The sequence below is a fragment of the Chryseobacterium wanjuense genome (genome assembly GCF_900111495.1).
Taxonomy (GTDB): Bacteria; Bacteroidota; Bacteroidia; order Flavobacteriales; family Weeksellaceae; genus Chryseobacterium; species Chryseobacterium wanjuense.
This window is the reverse complement of record NZ_FOIU01000001.1, coordinates 2,152,896-2,171,576: the sequence shown is the minus strand read 5'-3', so window position 1 is coordinate 2,171,576 and position 18,681 is coordinate 2,152,896. Positions and strand designations below refer to the sequence as shown.

Here is an 18,681-nt window from a genome sequence, read left to right as displayed (position 1 = left end):
TAAGGTTGGTGTAAAATTTCAGTCTCAGCCTTAACCTGAAATATTATTTATAAAAGCGATATTGCTCGTTTTCATAATGAGCATTGATATGCTGCAAACCATTGGTTAAAATAATTTCTTTTGCCCCGATAATGGAGTTGTACCTTGCGGTCTGCTCAAAGGTTTTTTCCGTCAATTTAATCTGGGGAGCTTTACATTCAATTAAAATTATGGGTTCCGTTTTTTCAGTAATGAGAAGGTCGATTCGTTTTGTTAAACCATTCAGGACAATCTTTTTTTCTGTAATTAAAGCAGAGGTAGAGTAGGATTTCACAGTCAGGTAATAGTGAATCCAGTGTTGGCGCACCCATTCTTCAGGAGTGAGCAAAAGGTAAGCTTTACGAACCAAATCATAAATAAAAAACTTATCTTTGTCTCTCTTGAATTTAAAATCAAAAGTTTCCTGAAAATTCAGTTTTGGAAGTTCCATTTAATATAAGATGAAAGAATTAGATTTAATCCTCAAAAATATTAAAAATAAAGAAGTTTTACCGATTTATTTTTTCCACGGAGAAGAACCTTACTTTATTGACCTTGCTGTAAAAGCCCTTGAACACGACTTTCTGGATGAAGACGAAAAAGCATTCAACCAAACTGTTGTGTATGGAAAAGATACGTCTTATCAGGAGATTCTTTCCCTGGCGAGACAGTTTCCGATGATGGGAGACAAGCAGGTGATCATCGTAAAAGAAGCCCAGGATTTAAAGCTAACTGAAAGCGAAAGCAACGCCTTGGAAATGTATGTTCAAAATCCTGTTCCGTCGACGGTTTTGGTTTTTGCCCACAAACACAAGAAGTTAGACAGCCGAAAAAAGGTTACGAAATCTTTAGACAGATCCAATGCATTATTTTTAAGCGAATCTATCAAGGAAAATAACCTTCCGAAATGGATCGCCGATGAATGCATTAAATTAAACATAAAAACCGCCCCGAATATTTCACATTTATTGGCAGAATATCTTGGAAACGACCTTTCCAGGATTGCCAATGAGCTGAATAAATTAAAAATTATTTTAAAAGAAGGCGAAATTCTCGACGGAAATATTGTGGAAAATCACATCGGGATCAGCAAAGAATACAACGTTTTTGAACTGCAGAAGGCTTTAGGAACAAAAAATGCCAATGTAGCATTTAAAATTGCTCATTTTATGGGTAAAAATCCAAAAAATAATCCTTTTGTAATGATGTTGTCGAGTTTATACAATTATTTTTCGAATGTCATTATTTACAATACCATGATCGGACAGCCACCGCAAGTGATTGCTTCTCAGATGGGTGTAAATCCTTATTTTATAAAAGATTACGCAGAATCGGCGAGATTGTACCCTCTGAAACATGCAACGAGAGTGATCTCTATTTTAAGAGAATTCGACATGAAAGGAAAAGGGTTGGGAGCAGTCAATATGAGTGAAGCGGAACTGATTAAGGAACTGGTTTACAAGATTATTAATGTGGATAAGATTAAGATGAAGGTTTGATTTTGTTGCTGGTTGCTGGTTTCTAGTTGTTGGCTGTTTTGGTTGTATTTAAATAATTATACTACTAATAAACTAACAACAAGCAACTATAAACTATCGACTATCGACATATTAGATATTGACAAGTATCATTAAAATAACTTTAAATAAATAGTAAAAATTACGAAATTAGCACTCGGAAATTTTTAAATCTTTTGAAAAGCAAATTATGGAGCAAAACATTTTAGATTGTGTGATCGTTGGATCTGGACCTTCTGGTTTCACAGCGGCAATTTATGCAGCAAGAGCAGACTTAAAACCTGAATTGTACACAGGTTTGGAGCCGGGCGGACAATTAACTACAACTACTGAAGTTGATAACTTTCCAGGGTATCCGGCAGGAATTACAGGTCCTGAAATGATGATGGATTTGCAGAAACAAGCCGAAAGATTCGATACCAAAGTACATTACGAAATGATTACTAAGGTTGAGCTTTCTAAAGAAGTGGGCGGAGTACATAAATTATATGCCGGAAACAAAGAGATTTTGGCAAAGACCGTAATTATTTCTACAGGTGCTACTGCAAAATATTTAGGTCTTGATGATGAGAAAAAATACGCCGGAGGAGGTGTTTCAGCTTGTGCTACCTGCGATGGTTTCTTCTATAAAGGAAAAGATGTAGTGGTAGTGGGAGCAGGAGATACGGCTGCAGAGGAGGCGACTTATCTTGCAAAATTGTGTAAGAAAGTGACGATGTTGGTGAGAAAAGATGTTTTCAGAGCATCAAAAGCGATGATCCACAGAGTTGAAAATACTCCGAATATTGAAGTGAAATTCCACCACGAGCTGATCGGAATTGAAGGTGAAAACAGCCTTGTTGAAAGAGCAGTAGTAATCAACAATCAAACGAAGGAAACTTCTACAGTGGATGTTGACGGAATTTTCATAGCCATCGGACACAAGCCGAATACAGATATTTTCGTAGGACAAATCAACCTTGATGAAAACGGATATATCTTAACAGAAAAAGGCTCTACAAGAACGAATCTTCCGGGAGTTTTTGCTGCAGGAGATGTTCAGGATCATATCTACAGACAAGCAATTACAGCAGCCGGAAGTGGTTGCATGGCCGCGATGGATGCAGAAAAATATCTTGCGGAATTACATTAATTCAATTTAATTAAAATATAGAACGCATCTTTCGGGATGCGTTTTTTTGTTTTAAACCATGAAATTCATTGTATTGATCGGACTTTATAAAAATAATGAATCTGATTTTTAGTTGATTATTAATTTTTGCTGAAATTTGTGTTAAAAATATTTTGGCAGTAATGAAAAACGTCCTATATTTGCACCACTGAAAACGACGGTAGCGTCGATATTCAGGAGAGTTGGCAGAGTGGTCGATTGCGGCAGTCTTGAAAACTGTTGACTGTAACAGGTCCGGGGGTTCGAATCCCTCACTCTCCGCTAGTTGGAGAAACAAATAAAATCAAAAGCCTTTAAATCATAGTGTTTAAAGGCTTTTTTGTTGTTTGGAGTGAGCAAATTGTATCAAAGAAATGCAAAACGAAAGTGAGTCATTCGGTGAGTCGTTTTCAGATAACATTTTGACTCACCGAATTCTCATTAAACAGCCTGTTCATCGATTGAACATCTTGTAGGTATAAAGGTTCAAGAATATATTACTAACCTTTAAAAATTAAAGCTATGCAAACCTACAGCTTACTGTTCTATCCAAAAAAAGCAAAGAATAATCCTAAAACTTCAACCATTTATTTACGAATCACTGTTGCTGGAAGAAGAACAGAGATTTCAACAGGGCAAACGGTAAAAACTTCACAATGGAGTATAAAATCCAGAAAGGTTACAGGAAATACTCCTAAAGCTCAACAATTAAATTCCTTATTGGAAAGTTCACGAGCTAAACTATTTAAATGCTATAATGCCCTATTTAATGAAGGAAGAGAGATAACCTGCGAAAATCTGCGGAATAAATATCTGGGAATTGAAGAAAGAAAGGTTAGCCTTATCGAAGTCTTTAAAGATCACAATTCAAAAATGAAAGAATTGATAGGAAAAGAATTCTCTAAAGGTACATGGGAAAGATATGAAACTTCTTTACGGCATACACAAGCATTTATGAAATGGAAATATACTATCAGTGATATTGAAGTCCGCCATATTAATCCCGGGTTTATTGCTGATTATGAGTTTTATTTGAGAACAGTAAGAAATTGTTCCAATAATTCCGCTGTAAAATACATCAAGAATTTCCAAAAAATAATCAATATTTGTCTCGATAACGAATGGGTGAGTAAAAACCCTTTTGCAAACTATAAATCCAAAATAGAAACGATAGATGTAAGATTTTTAACCGATTTACAGTTAAAGAAAATTCAATCTAAAAAATTCATCTCTGAACGACTCAGAATTGTACGTGATATTTTTGTATTCTGCTGTTATACTGGTCTTGCCTATATTGATGTTAAGAATTTGACAAAACATAAAATTACCAGAGGAATTGACGGAGGATTATGGATAAAAATTAAAAGAACCAAAACAAAAGTTGAGGCAAGTATTCCAATACTAGCCGATGCTCAGAAAATTTTAAGCAGATATGAAAATCATCCAAAATGTGTCGACGAAAATACTGTTTTGCCTGTGCTTAGCAATCAAAAGACAAATGAATATTTAAAAGAAATAGGTGCTTTATGTGAAATTGATTTTGATATTACTTTTCATACGGCAAGACATACTTTTGCCACTACGGTTACACTGAATAATGGTGTCCCTTTAGAGACCGTCAGCAAGATGCTTGGTCATACGAATATCAGAATGACACAGCATTATGCTAAAATTCAGGATAAAAAGATTAGTGAGGATATGCTTTCTTTGCGAAAACAATTAAAGAATAAAATCAATACCCGGTTGTTTTTATAGCATATCTACATTATCCATTTCGAGCAAATTACCTATAAATGGCTGTTTCAAAAGGTAAAATATCTCCTGTCTGGCAACTTTTGTCACTTAGGAAATTCTCAGACTATTATTTTACTTTTGAAACAGCCTCATTTTTTTGAAATCTTTTGAAAGCTCCTATACCCTATTTTTTATTTTTGAAGGAATCTATCATAGGACGTAATGACAGCTTTGACAAATCTATCTCCCATAACCATTTATTTTCATTAACTATCCTTAGCGTTCTGTTACTCAGATCAAATTCTTCAACAAAGAGATAGTAGAGCAGCCGTAAAAGCATTTTTGGATTTACATCTTCTTTCCTATGGAGATTAAAATACAGTTTAGGATATTTATCTTTCGTTACGTTGAGAGAGAGAATCTGCTCCTCTCCATAAAAATGAATACCGGCTCCCCATCCACTCAATCGTTTAACTCTTCCTTTATTGGAAATAGCGTATTTACTATCAAAACTAGGTAATGGCTTCCAACGTTCATCCGGTAAGTCTCGTAAAGATAAATCGAAAATGGCAGGTGGTTTCTTCTTACTAATCCGTGGTTTACCTAGCTTTTCCCAAAGAGAATTGTTAAATATTTCTTTGGAATTAAGTACCGTCCTTACCTTAGTAGCATACAGCTTATTTCTTTGAGTAAGGATGTTAGTAGCAGACTGTAAGGTCAATTTAGAAATATCTAAATCCCATTGTGGATCACTTTTGTTTACAATCACCAGATTCCTGTCTTTAAGATCAAACTTTTCAATAAAACAATAATAAAGCATTCGGATAATGGCTATATTATAGCTTTTTCCATTACAGCTTAATTTAGTGTAAAGAAAATATTTTTCACTACCAGACTTTTGTACAAAGAGCGAGATAATATGCTCTTTCCAAAAAGTTGGGCTTATACTCTGCGTCCAGGTATTCAGCCTCTTTATTCTTCCTTTATTGGAAATGGCAAAATACGGCTCAAGATCAGGAAACGGTTTCCAATATTCTCCGGGAAGATCTTTCAGCGATAAATTCATACAGGCCGGAGGATTGCTTTCATCAATTACGGGCTGCCCGAGCCTTTTCCACAGACTTGTATTGAGTATCTTTTCCGGTTTACTTTTTCCCTCCGGTATAAAATCTTTTTTACCGGGCTTATATTCTTTTTTAAACCACAGAAATTTTCCTGCGGTAATATTTTTTTTATTGAGTACTGATAGGATATGAGGAGGATAAATTCCCAAAGTTTCACTTGCTGCATAAATATTTTCATAGCTGGCTACAAAATCACCGTCAACCGTGTATTGGCTCACTGCCTGTTGATAATTCCCTTTTTTTCCTCTACCGGTATTCAGTGATTTACTATGCAGTTTGCCTACCGTTAACTTCTCCAAATTATTAAAATGTACATTAAACCGATTATCATCTTTAAAAGATATAAGAAATGAATGATCATCCATATTAAATTTTTCAACAAAATGATAATATACCAAGCGGGCTACTGATTTTCCATATGACCTTCCTTCAAGACAAAGGTTACATCTCACACTAAAAAAATGAGCCTTTAAATATTTATTAAAATATTTACAAACTTGTAATTTCATAATTCTGTCCAGGAGTCTATGCTCTCCTCCATAAGAATTTACAATACTTCGTTCCAGACTTTTTACTCGGCCGTAATTAGAAATAGCATAATTTTCAAAACCTTCAATCAGCTTCCACTCCTCATCTGGAAGATCTTTTAAGGATAGGTTTGAAAGAACTTTGTTTACATATTCATCTCCTAATTCTGTAGGTAACTTCATAAGTCGAAATATTTCTTTTGGCGTATATAATTGTTATTTCTGATTAAAACAAAAATAAGAATCCTAAAATAAAAAAGAAACTTGCTTTAGTAGGCAAGTTTCTCACTAACCATGATACCATCAAAAACCTAAATATTTATTTTTAGGCATTTCGAATATGGAAGATCTTTAACTTAAAATACAACAATAAAAATATAATACGACAGGTTCTGTCGCTTTAGAGGGTTATATTTGTATTATAAATTAAAAACCAATCTATTATGAAAGAAAATATAAAAATTCATTTTGAAGTGAATTTTAAAAAAATTAGATTTGCAGAAATTAAAATAAACACAAATTAAGATGAATTTGTACTACTTCAATGCTAAAAAGGTAACCATTTCGAATTTTATTTCTCAATACATTTATATTCCTAATGTCAAAAAATTCAATTAACATTTAGTCAAAAATTAATTCCATGAATAAACAAATCCATTCGAAAATGTTTTCATTTTTGATATTATTTTTTTCTATTCCAATCTCTTCTCAACTTACGAAGTCAGAAATTCAGTTGTGGGAAAAAGCCAATCCTACCTCGAAGGAAGCTGTACGATGTAAGGATGAAAATCTTTTAAACTTCCACTGTGGCATTAAAGGCAAACTTTTGATGAAGTCTATTGAATACAGCAGGAGTAAGTATTATACTCTTAGTGTAGTTCATTCATCAAAAGAAGATGAGTTGATCTGGAGAGATTCAGATCAAAAAATTTCTTTAAGCAATTCTACTTACAATAAAGGAAAAGAGAAGATGGAGATAAGCAAACGTCCAAGTATTTTTTCTTTTACAGAGAAAGTAAACTCTAATAGAGAAAAAACAGAGAATCCTTCCATACAATTTGAAGATCAAAATCTGTATGAATTGATATTCATACCAAAAAAAGCAAAGGCTATGGATCTGAACAAAATTCATTCTTATCTTTCCATAAAATATGGAATTTCTTTAGAGAAAGGAAAATATTACGGGAGTGATGGAAAGGTAATCTGGGATCCTGAAAAACATAAAGATTATAAGTATAGACCAACAGGATTAGGAAGAGATGACGGAAATGAATTGTATCAAAAACAATCATCCAATCAGGCTGATCAATTTTTGTCGATTGGAATGAATGACATTAAAAGAACTAATGCAGAAAACCTCACCAGTATTGATAACAATAATTTTGTAATGTGGTCTGATGACAACAAAGAAATGACTTTGGAACCTAATGGAAATTTTGATGTACTAAAGAGAGATTGGAAAATTAATTTCATAGGATCTAAAATACCAAAGACGGATTATAAAGTAAGAATATCAAAAAAGGAAATTAATCCAAAATCACTTCCTATTGTTTATTGGATGTTGCTGAAAAAAGACAATGGAGAAGTTAAAAAAATTCAAGGGGTTGAAGATGAAAATTACGTCATATTTAATAAAGTAGATTTTATTACCGCTTTTGAAAATACCAATTCTGTATATTTCACATTTGCAACAGGTCCTAAGGATAAAAAAACAGAAGGCACAGCATATAGTGGCTCTATTAAAGGAGAAGATATTTCATTAGACTTGAGTAAGATTGTTTTGTACCCGAACCCTGTTAAAAAAGAGCAAAATTTCACGGTTATTTTTCCTCCAATGGAAAATCTTGTTATATCCATCTATGATGGTGGTGGAAGATTAATTACACTGGATAAAGTAAGTAGTAATGCGAGATCTTATATGAACCATCTGCCTGTTCAGGGTTCATACCTTATTAATCTTACCCAAAATGGAAAACTCATCAAAACCTTTAAACTAATTGTTGATTAAACACATCATGAAAATAAATTTAAAAAGGCTTCCTGTTACAAAGAAGTCGTGTCTATTGGTATGTTTCTTCGGGTGTATGTTTGTTTTTGCGAGCTTCACCAAAGAAGACAGACTAAGAGTAAGAGCATTCAAGGAAAATCTAGTGAGTAAGCTGACAGATAAAAAAAATGTCGATTCACTCCATACTGATTCTGTTAAAGAATCCGTGAAAGAACCTTTGGCGAAAAATGATACGGAAAAAGCTTCCCGGAATATTTTAGATAAAAATAATCTTTCCGATTCGGAAAAAAGAAATAAATTATCATTTAACGGTGATCATAAAGTTTGGTCAAATGTTATTTCCTATCCATCTAAAGAAAAAGAAGGAACCATAGGTACATTTTCGGATAAAGAAGAAGACAAAATCTCTGATAACTTTTTCACTATTGATGTATCCGGAGTGAACAAGGATAATAAAACAGCCTATCTGGAGTATGACCTTTTTGGCTTAGCTTCTTATCAGTCAGTTCCAAGATCGATCAATCATAATGTGGCGATTGGCGGTAATGTTATTATACCAAATGCTAGATGGAGTCGCCAGCGGGAAGCAATAAGTGCTGATCTTATTAAAAATGGAATTAACACTATTTTGTTTACATCACCTTCGGAAGGAGTAAAGTATAAAATTAAAAACCTGAAAATTGTTTTTGATAAGGATACAAAATATTCAGGATTAATTGTAAATCCGATTGTTTCCAAAGACCAGTTATACATAACAGGAAATAGCGTTGCTACAAAAGATCTTACTATTAATGGTGAAAATATTTCCGTAAAAAATGGAGAGTTTGAGAAACTAATAAAGCTTTCAGAAAATGATAAGCTGAAAGGAGGTTTTTCAATTATTGAAAATGGAAGTACGACTTATTATAAAATACCGGCTGAAATTAATTCTTTCAAAACATTAAATGCTAATTATTTTAATGCAAAAGGACTTGAAATCTCCCAAGATAAGGAAGTCAGTATAGACTATGAGGGGATTAATATTAAAGTTGAAAAAGAAACTTCAGAATCCGCTTACCTAGAAGTCTTGAAATTGAGGGGAAAAGATTTTCCTGCCACTTCACAGGGATTAAAAAATGTGACTGTCGGTAACTCTGCGTACAGATTATCAGTTGTTTCAGGAAAATTAGACAAAAAAGTAAAACTTACCATTCCTTATGATGAAAAGCGTTTAGGATTAGTTTCTCCAAAAGAAATTAAAACGTTTTATTTTGATTATAATGAAAAACAGTGGAAGATTGAAAACACTGCAGTTGTTGATGAAAAATTAAAAACTGTCACCATAGAAACTAAAGGAGATGGAGATTATATCAACGGGATTATTTCTGTTCCTGAATCTCCTCAGACTAATGCTTTTGCTCCGACAAGTATCAGCGGACTGAAGGCCGGAGATCCTGCTGCCGGAATCCAGCTCATGAGTCCACCTGTAGCTAATCAAAACGGAAGCGCGGCAATTTCCTATCCTGTAGAAATTCCTGCGGGACGAAACGGAATGCAGCCTTCGGTAGCAATTTCCTATGATAGCAGCAAAGGAAACGGATGGATGGGCGAAGGTTGGGATATCAGTGGAATTTCTTCGATTACCCTTGATACACGATGGGGAACTCCTACATTCACTTCAAACGAAGAATCAGAAATATATGTTTTGGATGGTGAGATGTTAATGTATGATGGGGATTACCTTCCTCACAGGCAAATTGACGATACCGCTAACAATACCTTTAATACGACAAGGCAAAATAGAAATTCTTCGGGAGTAAAAAGATTCTTTTTAAGAAAAGGAAACAACTTCACCAAAATAGAACGATACGGAACATCTCCTTCCACCTATAGATGGGTTATCACCGGTACAGATGGCACCAAACGATATTATGGAGGTGATGAATCTGCTGTCAATAACACCGCTGTTCTTACTACGGAAGATGGAAATATTGTACAGTGGCAGATTACCAAGGAGATTGATGTCAATAATAACAATATTAAATATTACTATGACAATGTCAAGCATGTCAATTTTGTTGACGAAAATGCTAATTTGAATCAAGGAAAAAGTATTCATATCAATAAGATAACGTACACAGGTTTAAATGATGAGGATGGTTTATATTCAATTGTATTCAGACCTGAGCCGGTAAGAGGGGTTCCCAATACATCTCTTCGCCCTGATATGATCATTGATGCAAAACAGGGTGTGAAAAGAATTGAGCCTGCAAGATTATTAGCTATTAATACCTATTATAACGGTTCACCTATTCGAAACTATACTTTTGATTATAAGATAGGAGCATTCTACAAATCGCTGCTGCAAACTATTTCTACCAATGGAGTTTCCTATAATCTGAATTACCATAATGATACCGGATCTGGTGGATCTATGCTTTTTGGTAATGATACAAATGTTTCAGCTCCAAATACAGATGCTTTTTCAGGAGCTGTAAATTCTATGCTGACACCCTCCAAAATCAGTGCAACTAATAATCTGGAATGGGGTTGGTCTTTAAGAATTGGTGCCGGTTTAGGGTTGTTGCGTCCTCATAGTACAGGGGATAAGAATTTTATGATCAATGGTTTTGGAGGTGAATCATACAGTAATGTAAAAGGTTCACAGGAGCTTATAGATTTCAACGGAGACGGTGTTGTAGACATACTGTACAGAAAGAGAAACGGGGATGAAGGGCTGAAATTCTTTCCGGGAAGTGTGGACAGTAGTGGAAATTTAACGTTTAATGCAGCACAAAAAGATGTACTGAACCTTAGAAGTAATTTCTCAAGAACAATTGGAACAACGTGGAATGCAGGAGCAACAGTTCTTTTCAATTGGTGGAAAATGGGATTCGATTTCACCAAGAGCTGGGCTCAGAGTGAAAGTGAAACACCTATTTACCTGATTGATGCCAATTCGGATGGACTTCCAGATGTGGTAAATGACGGAAAAGTATGGTTTAATAAACTCAATAGTAATGGTCAGCCTGAATTGGTAACTACCAGTGAGGCTACGGAAAATATGGTTATTACCGGAAATACTCCTATACCTTATACAGAACCTGAAGATCCCGCTGATGAAAATGAAGAACCCGTTAAAGCAAAAAATGATGTAGTAAAAGTATGGATTGCTCCAAAATCGGGGTATGTTAAAATAGCAGATAATATTTCTATCTCCGGAACAATTGATAGTAATGCAAAAGCAGTTTATTCTATCGAAATCAGAAATCCTGATGCCCTTCCTAAAAATGGAAGACTTTATCTTACAACATTAGCGGGTGGAAATTCTAATATTCCTGTACAGATACAGCATTATAATGATTATCCTTCAACTCCACTGGGAATCACTAATGCATCAAGGATATATGTGAATTCGGGAGAGAAGATCTTTTTCAGATTACACAAAAAGAAGGGGATAAATTATATTGTAAATACAAGACCATCTGTAAGGTATACAGACTCAAACGGAGCTTTTATTCCTGATTCTGCGGAAGAGGAGCAGGATGGTTTTCAGCCGAATGATCTTAAATATGAGGACAAGTTTTTATTAAATAATTTAATAAAATCCATAAAATATACAAAAGCAGGATCAGCAAAAATAAAAATTCCAAAATTCGATGTTTCAAGACTTAATGATGATGTTACGTTCTCAATTATCCTGTCTAAGGCAACTGTTACAGATCCTTCTACTGATATTATTGAAGTTTATAAGAAAACATACAATGAATCAGCAGGTGTAGTCAGCATAGCTGCCGTAGATACCGGATTTTCTATTCCTACAGATGATGACTGGCGCTTAAAATTCATTGTGCAGTCAGATTCTTATATGAATAAAGAATTGGAATGGAAAAATATCGAAGTCAACAGTTATTACAATAAAATAGTTAATGATGTAGCACAGTATCCTTCTTATTACGTTAAAAATTTCAGTAAGAAGTTTAATCTGTCTGCACTTGGCAATATTCCTTCAGGCAGTAATGATTATTCAATATCCGTTAACAAGAGTTTTGCTTTTGCACCGGTGTTGACAGGAGCATTTACGTATGTGATAAAAAGAAACGGACATGTATTAGGGAAAAGACAGGTTTCGATAGCCACTACAGGAATTACTGAGTCAAATATGAGTGGCAGTCCAATATCGGGAATTAATCCTATCCTTTTTTATACAGGTAATCCTGCACAAGGGGTTTCTGTAGACCAAAGGATTAATATTTTAGTGTATTGTAACACATATTCAGATCGGGTAGCGTACGAAGCGTTGAAAAATCAGTTGCAGGGAAATATTTTCAATATTTATTATGGAACAAGTCCTCAATTGTTAGGGGCAACTACAGAAACATCGTTAAATGCAGCAGAGTTTAATGGAATCAGTGCTGTTTACCATAACTGGGGACAGTTTATTTATAACGAAAATAAAGATGTAAAGATCGGCAATAATCCTCTAAATCCTCCAGGCGGTCCAAAAGATATACCAACAGGACCTGTTGCCACTTCGGGACCGGATTATACCTTGAACCCGACGACTCCAAAAGATCAGTACGGAATGTTGATCAATAATGATTATTTAGACACTCTTTTTGGCTCGTTTAATTATGATTATTCGTCATGTTCAGGATCTGCTAATGCAACTGAGTATGGGGATTGTGTAGGAGATATTTTGCAAGCAAATTTCCAGAATATGTCCAATAACATATTGCAGGCATATTCCCCGATTGTTCCAATGAACACCTACTACAAGAAAGATGAGAGTGGGACGTTTGTTGAAAAATGGATTAACAACCAGTTTACAGAACAATATTCTATGCCCACAACTTTCAGGGATGAAGAAAATATGATGCCTTTCTTTGTAGATGATGATCCCGATCAGCCGAATATTGAGGTGGCAGGAAATATCAATACACGAATGTTTGCCATATCTAAAAAACAAAAAAGTAAATCAAAAACAACAAACTGGGGGCTTGGTATTCCTGTTATTTCTAATTCATATACACAACTGCGTGGGTACGGAAATATCAATACGCAGGACTTCTTCGACGTTAATGGTGATGGTTATCCTGATATGTTGTATCGAACACAATCTCAGCTTTCTAATGCATTAGGAGGTCTTAAGGGAGCGCAGGGAAGAAACCTTGAAAATAGTGGAGATTCGGTAATATCAAATAATGATAGTTTTCAGAAAACACAGACCATTGCTTTCTCACCTTCAGCTATAAAAGATATTGCCAGAAACACAAGTAACAATAATTCGGATGCTAAACCGGATACTTCACCTTCCTGGTCTGGAGGATTGAGCTTTTCAGATTATCCTGACTCTTATGACAAAGGACTGGAATATTGGATTGATATCAATGGAGATGGATTAGTAGATAGGGTAAAAGAAATTAATGGAGTTTACCAATATAAGCTTAACTATGGAACAGGTCTGGTCAATAATCCTTATGAAGACTTTAAAGATCTTGCCACTAATTCTTCAGCTCCGGTAGGATCAACATCTGTAAGCATCGGAGGCGGACTTTCGGGAATGTTGGATACTACATCTACTTATAGTGCAGGATGGGGGATTTCCGGAAGTGTAAGCGCTTCTTCATCATCAGGAACTTCTAAACAAACTTTCCAGGATATTAACGGAGACGGTTTGGTAGATATTTTAACGGTTGATTCAGGTTTGACAGTTCGTTACAATTTGGGGAATAAGTTCAGCTCTCCTGTTGAAATCCGTAAAGGTGCCAATTTATTTGGGAATCCAGTTGATTTTAGGAACGAAGTCAAAACTTATAACGGAGCTTTGGGGCTAAACGGAGGCTTCTATGTAAATATTCCTATTCTTACCATTTTTGGGGCTACTATATTATATTTCAGAGCTGGTGCTGATACAAGTGCCAATATAGGATTATCGGTATCAGAAATTAATAAAGCACTTAGAGATGTTAATGGTGACGGATACCCTGACTTGGTAATGAATACGGGGGGAGGAATGACCGTCAACTATTCGAAAATAAAACGTACCAATAAACTGGCTTCCGTAACAGAGAAAAGTACCAATGGTACTTTTTTAATAGACTATGGTTTTTCAAAGCCATCTTATCAAGATCCGCATTCCAGATTGGTGATGACCCAAATAACAGTTGCTGATCCGCATATAGAATCTTATTCTTATTCTATGAGTAACACATCGAAAAACCTGGTAACCCGTTTCAGTTATGAAAATTCTAAATATGACAGAAGGGAAAGAACCAATTACGGATTCGCAAAGGTGACAATCGAGAGAATGAATGGAAGTAATGTTTCCTCGAAGGTTATCCAAACATTCTATAACAGTAATTATTATAATAATGGTCTTTTAAGAACAAATGAAGTATATAGAGGAAGCTCGCTGTTAAGCTCAAAAACAGAAAATACTTATAAACTTTATAAATTTATTAATAATTATACGCAGATTGAAGAAATTCCTTCTCAGTTTGAGTCGTATGATTCGGGAGGAACTGAAGGAAGAAAAATGGCTACGACATTGTTAGCGGCAACTGAAAATACATCCATTGAAAGCAGCGGTTCTATTGTCACTAATTCAACAATGGATTATAATAATAAGGGACAGCTTGCCAAGTATAAATATTTTAGTAACCTCCCTGAAGGAAACTATTCGTCTTCAATATCGTATCATACTATTTCAAGCTTACTGGCGAAGAATATTTTAAATATTCCTTCCGAAATAAAAGTTTTTGATAGCAACAATGAACTGAAACGCCAGAGAAATACAGAAGTAGACACTTCTACAGGAGACATTACTAAAGTTATTGTTAAATTAAATTCTGGTACGAATGCAGAGACATTAATGACTTATGATACCTATGGAAATATTAAGACGATACATTATCCTAATGATTATTCTCTGACCTATGATTATGATACGACACTGAATAAATATATAACAAAAGTAACGGATAGTTTTGATGTAGAATCCTCATCTACCTATGATCCATCATGGGATGCTCTGCTAACTTCTACTGATGTTACAGGAAATCAGATGACCTATACTTATGACTCGATGGGTAGATTGACTTCTATTCTTGCACCGAAGGAGGTAGGTGTATCGCCTTATACGGTAAAGTATAGCTATTTCCTGTCACCAATGATTGTTAATAATATAACAGTAAATCTTTATGGCGCTGTTACACAAAATTTTGATCCTCAGCATCCTTCCAATCCGATAGAGACGATTACCCTGTCAGATTTTGCAGGAAATGCAGTACAGGTAAAAAAAGATATTGAAATAGACGGTATAGAAAAGATGTCTGTTTCAGGAATGATTATAACAGACTTGTTGGCAAGACCTGTTAAACAATATCATCCCACTTTTGAAAACAAAGATGATGTTCTTAATAAAAAACTAAAACTGACGCTGGCTCAGTATTTTACAAGTACTGAGTATGATGAGTTAGACAGAGTGATTTCCAGTATTGATGAAGTAGGACATGCAACGAATGTAAAATATGATATTGAAGGAGATTACTACAAGCAGACTGCTGCCCAAATGCAAAACGGATCTGTAGAATTAAAATCTGACCAGTTAACAAATGCCGAAGGCAAAACGGTTTTTACCAGAAATTATCTTGGGGCATCTTCACCACTTGTCACCACATATAACTATAACAGTATAGGGGAACTTTTGAGCACTAAAGATGCTGAAGGTATTATCACCAAATACCAGTATGATATGGGAGGAAGAAGAACAGTGGAAGAGCATCCTGACCATGGAATGTCAAGATATGAGTATGATAAAGCCGGACAGATGATAAGTCGTACAACAGACAATCTGGGAAGCGCAGGATTATCTGATCCTTTTATACATTACAATTATAATCGCAATAGGCTGGTAAGAATCACTTATCCTCCACTACCTAGTGGAAGCCCAAATCCCAATGATGTATTTTATGAATACGGATCTACAGGGAACGAAACTGCAAAACTGATCACTAAGCAGGATGGAACGGGAACTACAGGCTATGCATATGGAAATATGGGAGAACTGATCCAGGAAAGCAGACAGGTATCGGGATACAATATTCCTAATATGAACTTTAATACACTCTATGAGTATGACAGCTGGAACCGTTTAAAGAAAATCAATTATCCGGATTTTGAGCAGGTAACTTACCTGTATGATCTGGGGGGAAATCTTAAAAAGGTCAGCAGTAACCAGTATGGAGACTATATAAAAGACATTCAGTACGATGAATATGAGCAGAGAACAAAGATAAAGTACGGAAATGATACCTATTCAGCCTATACGTATCTGCCGGAAAGAAGATTACTTGCTACGCACAAATTGCAAAAAGATAGCTTTGCTACTTATTTAGATGCAAGCTATGGTTATGATTTTGTAGGGAACATCCTCAATATCAGTGCTACGGGAGGAACAACGCCGAATTCTATGGGAGGAAGTTATGAGTATATTTATGCTTATGATGCGTTTAATCGTCTTACTTCTTCCACAGGAACTTTCCTTGGAAATATCAAGGCAGGAACGAATATCGGAAACATGACCAGCAGCTATTCGACAGAATTATCTTATCGTGCAGCCAACGGAATAGATGTAAAGAGACAGAATCATGTATTGGATGGAAGCACAAATCCTGTAAACACGTATGAAAACATCTACGAGTACATCGATGGAACTCATAAGGTGGGGATGGTACAGGATGGATTTACCGGAAATGAAGAAAAATTTGAGTATGATGCAAACGGAAACCCAACTCTTTATCTAACCACTACAGACGGACCAAAAAATATGTTCTGGGACGAAGAAGACAATATGAAGGCATATTATGCTGCGGAGCAGGGCTTTTTCCAGTATTATGCGTATGACGATAAGGGAGAAAGAACCATTAAATACAATCTGGATGCCGATGCAGCACTCTACCAGAACGGAACAATAATAGATCCGGGATCTATGCTGATGACAAGTTATAAAGTATATCCTAACCCATACAATGTTATTACCTCTGATGGTAAATACACCAAGCATTATTATGAAGGAAGCAAAAGATTTGCGAGCCGATTAGGTGATAACCCGGGTATATTTTTTAAACAAGGTGTGGCGCCGACAAAGAATACTGTTGATCCACAAGTTGATTTTAAAAATTATCTGGAAAAAGCGGGAGTAGATGCTAAAGGAATAGAAACAGAGTTTGCCAAAAGTAGTGCCCAGAACGGGTTGTATTATCTTCACGGAGATCATTTGGGAACAACTTCATTTGTTACGGATGATAATGCTGTACCTACGCAATTTTTCTTAAATTTACCGTTCGGGGAAACCTTTGCAGAGCAGCAGATCCAGGGCAAGTATGAGAACCCATATAAGTTTAATGCTAAAGAATTAGACAGCGAGACAAGTTTATACTATTATGGTGCGAGATACTTCAATCCTAGATTAAGTATTTGGTACGGTGTCGACCCTATCGCAATCTGGAATCCTGTAATGGAAAATGAATTCTACGGAGATGGTGACCATAACGCCGGTGTATATTATCATGGTAATTTAAATCCTTATATCTATACGTATCAGAATCCTGTTAAATATATTGATCCAAATGGGAAGCAAGTTGATTGGCAGAAATATTGGAATCAAGCTAAAGAGTTTGCAAATGATGCAGGAGACGTTTTAGGGCAGGTGGCACATAATATTGCCCCGGTTAGACCAGCAACTGCAAGTGATCCTAAAACTCTTGGTGAAGCTTGGAATAATTTAAAAAATGCTCCTGCAAATATTAAAGAAATTTATACAAATGGCTCTTTAAAGGATAAAACTGTAGTTACTTTAAGCCTTCTAGCTTTAATGAAAGGAAAATCACCAGCTGTTCCTGGAACAGCATTAGCAGGGTTTAACCTCTCAAAGTATGCTAAGTATGGAATGTGTGTGGAATTTGCAAGCGCATTTAAAAAAGCTTATGGTGGTACAGTATTGGAAATCAAAGCGAACTATATGAGTTTAATTAAGGATGGAAAAGAAATTCCAATTACGCAAACTGGTATGCATAGAGTTGTCGAAAAAGTTGTTGATGGAGAATCTTATATATTTGATAACATTAACCCTAAAGGAGTTTTAAAGAGTGAATATGAACAAATGCTGGAAGGTGCTCATGCGCCAGGAAGACCAATTTCGGGGGCAGAACTTTTAAAAAATGCTAAAAAAATAAAATAATGATAGAGCTTGTAAATTTTATTGTTCATCTTTTAAGAAGACCTAAGATGTTTTTTATCCAAGAGGTAGATGACTTTTACTTCATGATCAGTGGTTATATTGCTGGGAAAGAAAAAGAGGAATATGGTGTTTTCATGGATGAATTTTCAAAATACTTATCAAGAAAATATGGTTTCAAAGATGGGACACGATATAATTTAATCATTAAATCAATGTCTGTTTATGATGATGTAACACTAGATTTTTTGAAAGATGAAATGTATTATTTTCTAAATAGTGAAGAAATTAAGACAATGGAGTTTTGGCAATTTATTGATGTTGCTGAATTAAAGAAATTATCTTCAGATATTGCTCCTTTAGGTGCTGATGAATGTTAATGCT

The 18,681-nt window shown here is 35.1% G+C and carries 8 protein-coding genes and 1 tRNA gene; 7 read left to right on the top strand and 2 right to left on the bottom strand.

What is annotated here, in order from left to right; all coding sequences use genetic code 11:
• Positions 1-43: 43 nt before the first annotated feature.
• A complete protein-coding gene (locus tag BMX24_RS09665; RefSeq protein ID WP_089791977.1) occupies positions 44-469 on the bottom strand; it encodes a type I restriction enzyme HsdR N-terminal domain-containing protein in 426 nt (141 codons plus the stop codon).
• A 10-nt stretch (positions 470-479) separates the two neighbouring features.
• Here BMX24_RS09665 and holA point away from each other — a divergent pair, with 10 nt between their 5' ends.
• The 4 genes from holA to BMX24_RS09645 all read left to right on the top strand — a co-directional run bounded on the left by holA (position 480) and on the right by BMX24_RS09645 (position 4,440).
• Positions 480-1,517 carry a DNA polymerase III subunit delta gene (holA, locus tag BMX24_RS09660; RefSeq protein WP_089791975.1) on the top strand — a complete coding sequence of 346 codons (1,038 nt, stop codon included), beginning with the start codon at positions 480-482 and terminating at the stop codon, positions 1,515-1,517.
• A 208-nt stretch (positions 1,518-1,725) separates the two neighbouring features.
• Positions 1,726-2,667, top strand: coding sequence for a thioredoxin-disulfide reductase (trxB, locus tag BMX24_RS09655; protein ID WP_089791973.1), 942 nt, complete (start codon positions 1,726-1,728; stop codon positions 2,665-2,667).
• A gap of 215 nt (positions 2,668-2,882) precedes the next feature.
• Positions 2,883-2,967: transfer RNA gene (locus BMX24_RS09650), tRNA-Ser, on the top strand.
• Between the two features lie 240 nt (positions 2,968-3,207).
• Positions 3,208-4,440, top strand: a complete 1,233-nt coding sequence (locus BMX24_RS09645; protein WP_089791971.1) for a site-specific integrase — start codon at positions 3,208-3,210, stop codon at positions 4,438-4,440.
• 163 nt (positions 4,441-4,603) lie between these two features.
• Here BMX24_RS09645 and BMX24_RS09640 read toward each other — a convergent pair whose 3' ends face one another.
• Positions 4,604-6,253 carry an NUMOD4 domain-containing protein gene (locus BMX24_RS09640; protein ID WP_089791969.1) on the bottom strand — a complete coding sequence of 550 codons (1,650 nt, stop codon included), beginning with the start codon at positions 6,251-6,253 and terminating at the stop codon, positions 4,604-4,606.
• A 457-nt stretch (positions 6,254-6,710) separates the two neighbouring features.
• Here BMX24_RS09640 and BMX24_RS09635 point away from each other — a divergent pair, with 457 nt between their 5' ends.
• From BMX24_RS09635 to BMX24_RS09625, 3 genes are read left to right on the top strand one after another with little or no spacing between them, the layout of a single operon-like run.
• Positions 6,711-8,078 carry a T9SS type A sorting domain-containing protein gene (locus tag BMX24_RS09635; protein ID WP_089791968.1) on the top strand — a complete coding sequence of 456 codons (1,368 nt, stop codon included), beginning with the start codon at positions 6,711-6,713 and terminating at the stop codon, positions 8,076-8,078.
• Positions 8,079-8,085: 7 nt separating this feature from the next.
• Positions 8,086-18,300, top strand: a complete 10,215-nt coding sequence (locus BMX24_RS09630) for a SpvB/TcaC N-terminal domain-containing protein (protein WP_089791966.1) — start codon at positions 8,086-8,088, stop codon at positions 18,298-18,300.
• A complete protein-coding gene (locus tag BMX24_RS09625; protein ID WP_089791964.1) occupies positions 18,300-18,677 on the top strand; it encodes a hypothetical protein in 378 nt (125 codons plus the stop codon). The genes BMX24_RS09630 and BMX24_RS09625 overlap by 1 nt, the downstream gene beginning before the upstream one ends.
• The last annotated feature ends 4 nt before the right edge of the window (positions 18,678-18,681 follow it).

Bases quoted from the DNA above. Each gene is read 5' to 3' on its own strand.
- BMX24_RS09665 (WP_089791977.1), bottom strand. From the start codon at position 469: ATGGAACTTCCAAAACTGAATTTTCAGGAAACTTTTGATTTTAAATTC.
- holA (WP_089791975.1), top strand. From the start codon at position 480: ATGAAAGAATTAGATTTAATCCTCAAAAATATTAAAAATAAAGAAGTT.
- trxB (WP_089791973.1), top strand. From the start codon at position 1,726: ATGGAGCAAAACATTTTAGATTGTGTGATCGTTGGATCTGGACCTTCT.
- BMX24_RS09645 (WP_089791971.1), top strand. From the start codon at position 3,208: ATGCAAACCTACAGCTTACTGTTCTATCCAAAAAAAGCAAAGAATAAT.
- BMX24_RS09640 (WP_089791969.1), bottom strand. From the start codon at position 6,253: ATGAAGTTACCTACAGAATTAGGAGATGAATATGTAAACAAAGTTCTT.
- BMX24_RS09635 (WP_089791968.1), top strand. From the start codon at position 6,711: ATGAATAAACAAATCCATTCGAAAATGTTTTCATTTTTGATATTATTT.
- BMX24_RS09630 (WP_089791966.1), top strand. From the start codon at position 8,086: ATGAAAATAAATTTAAAAAGGCTTCCTGTTACAAAGAAGTCGTGTCTA.
- BMX24_RS09625 (WP_089791964.1), top strand. From the start codon at position 18,300: ATGATAGAGCTTGTAAATTTTATTGTTCATCTTTTAAGAAGACCTAAG.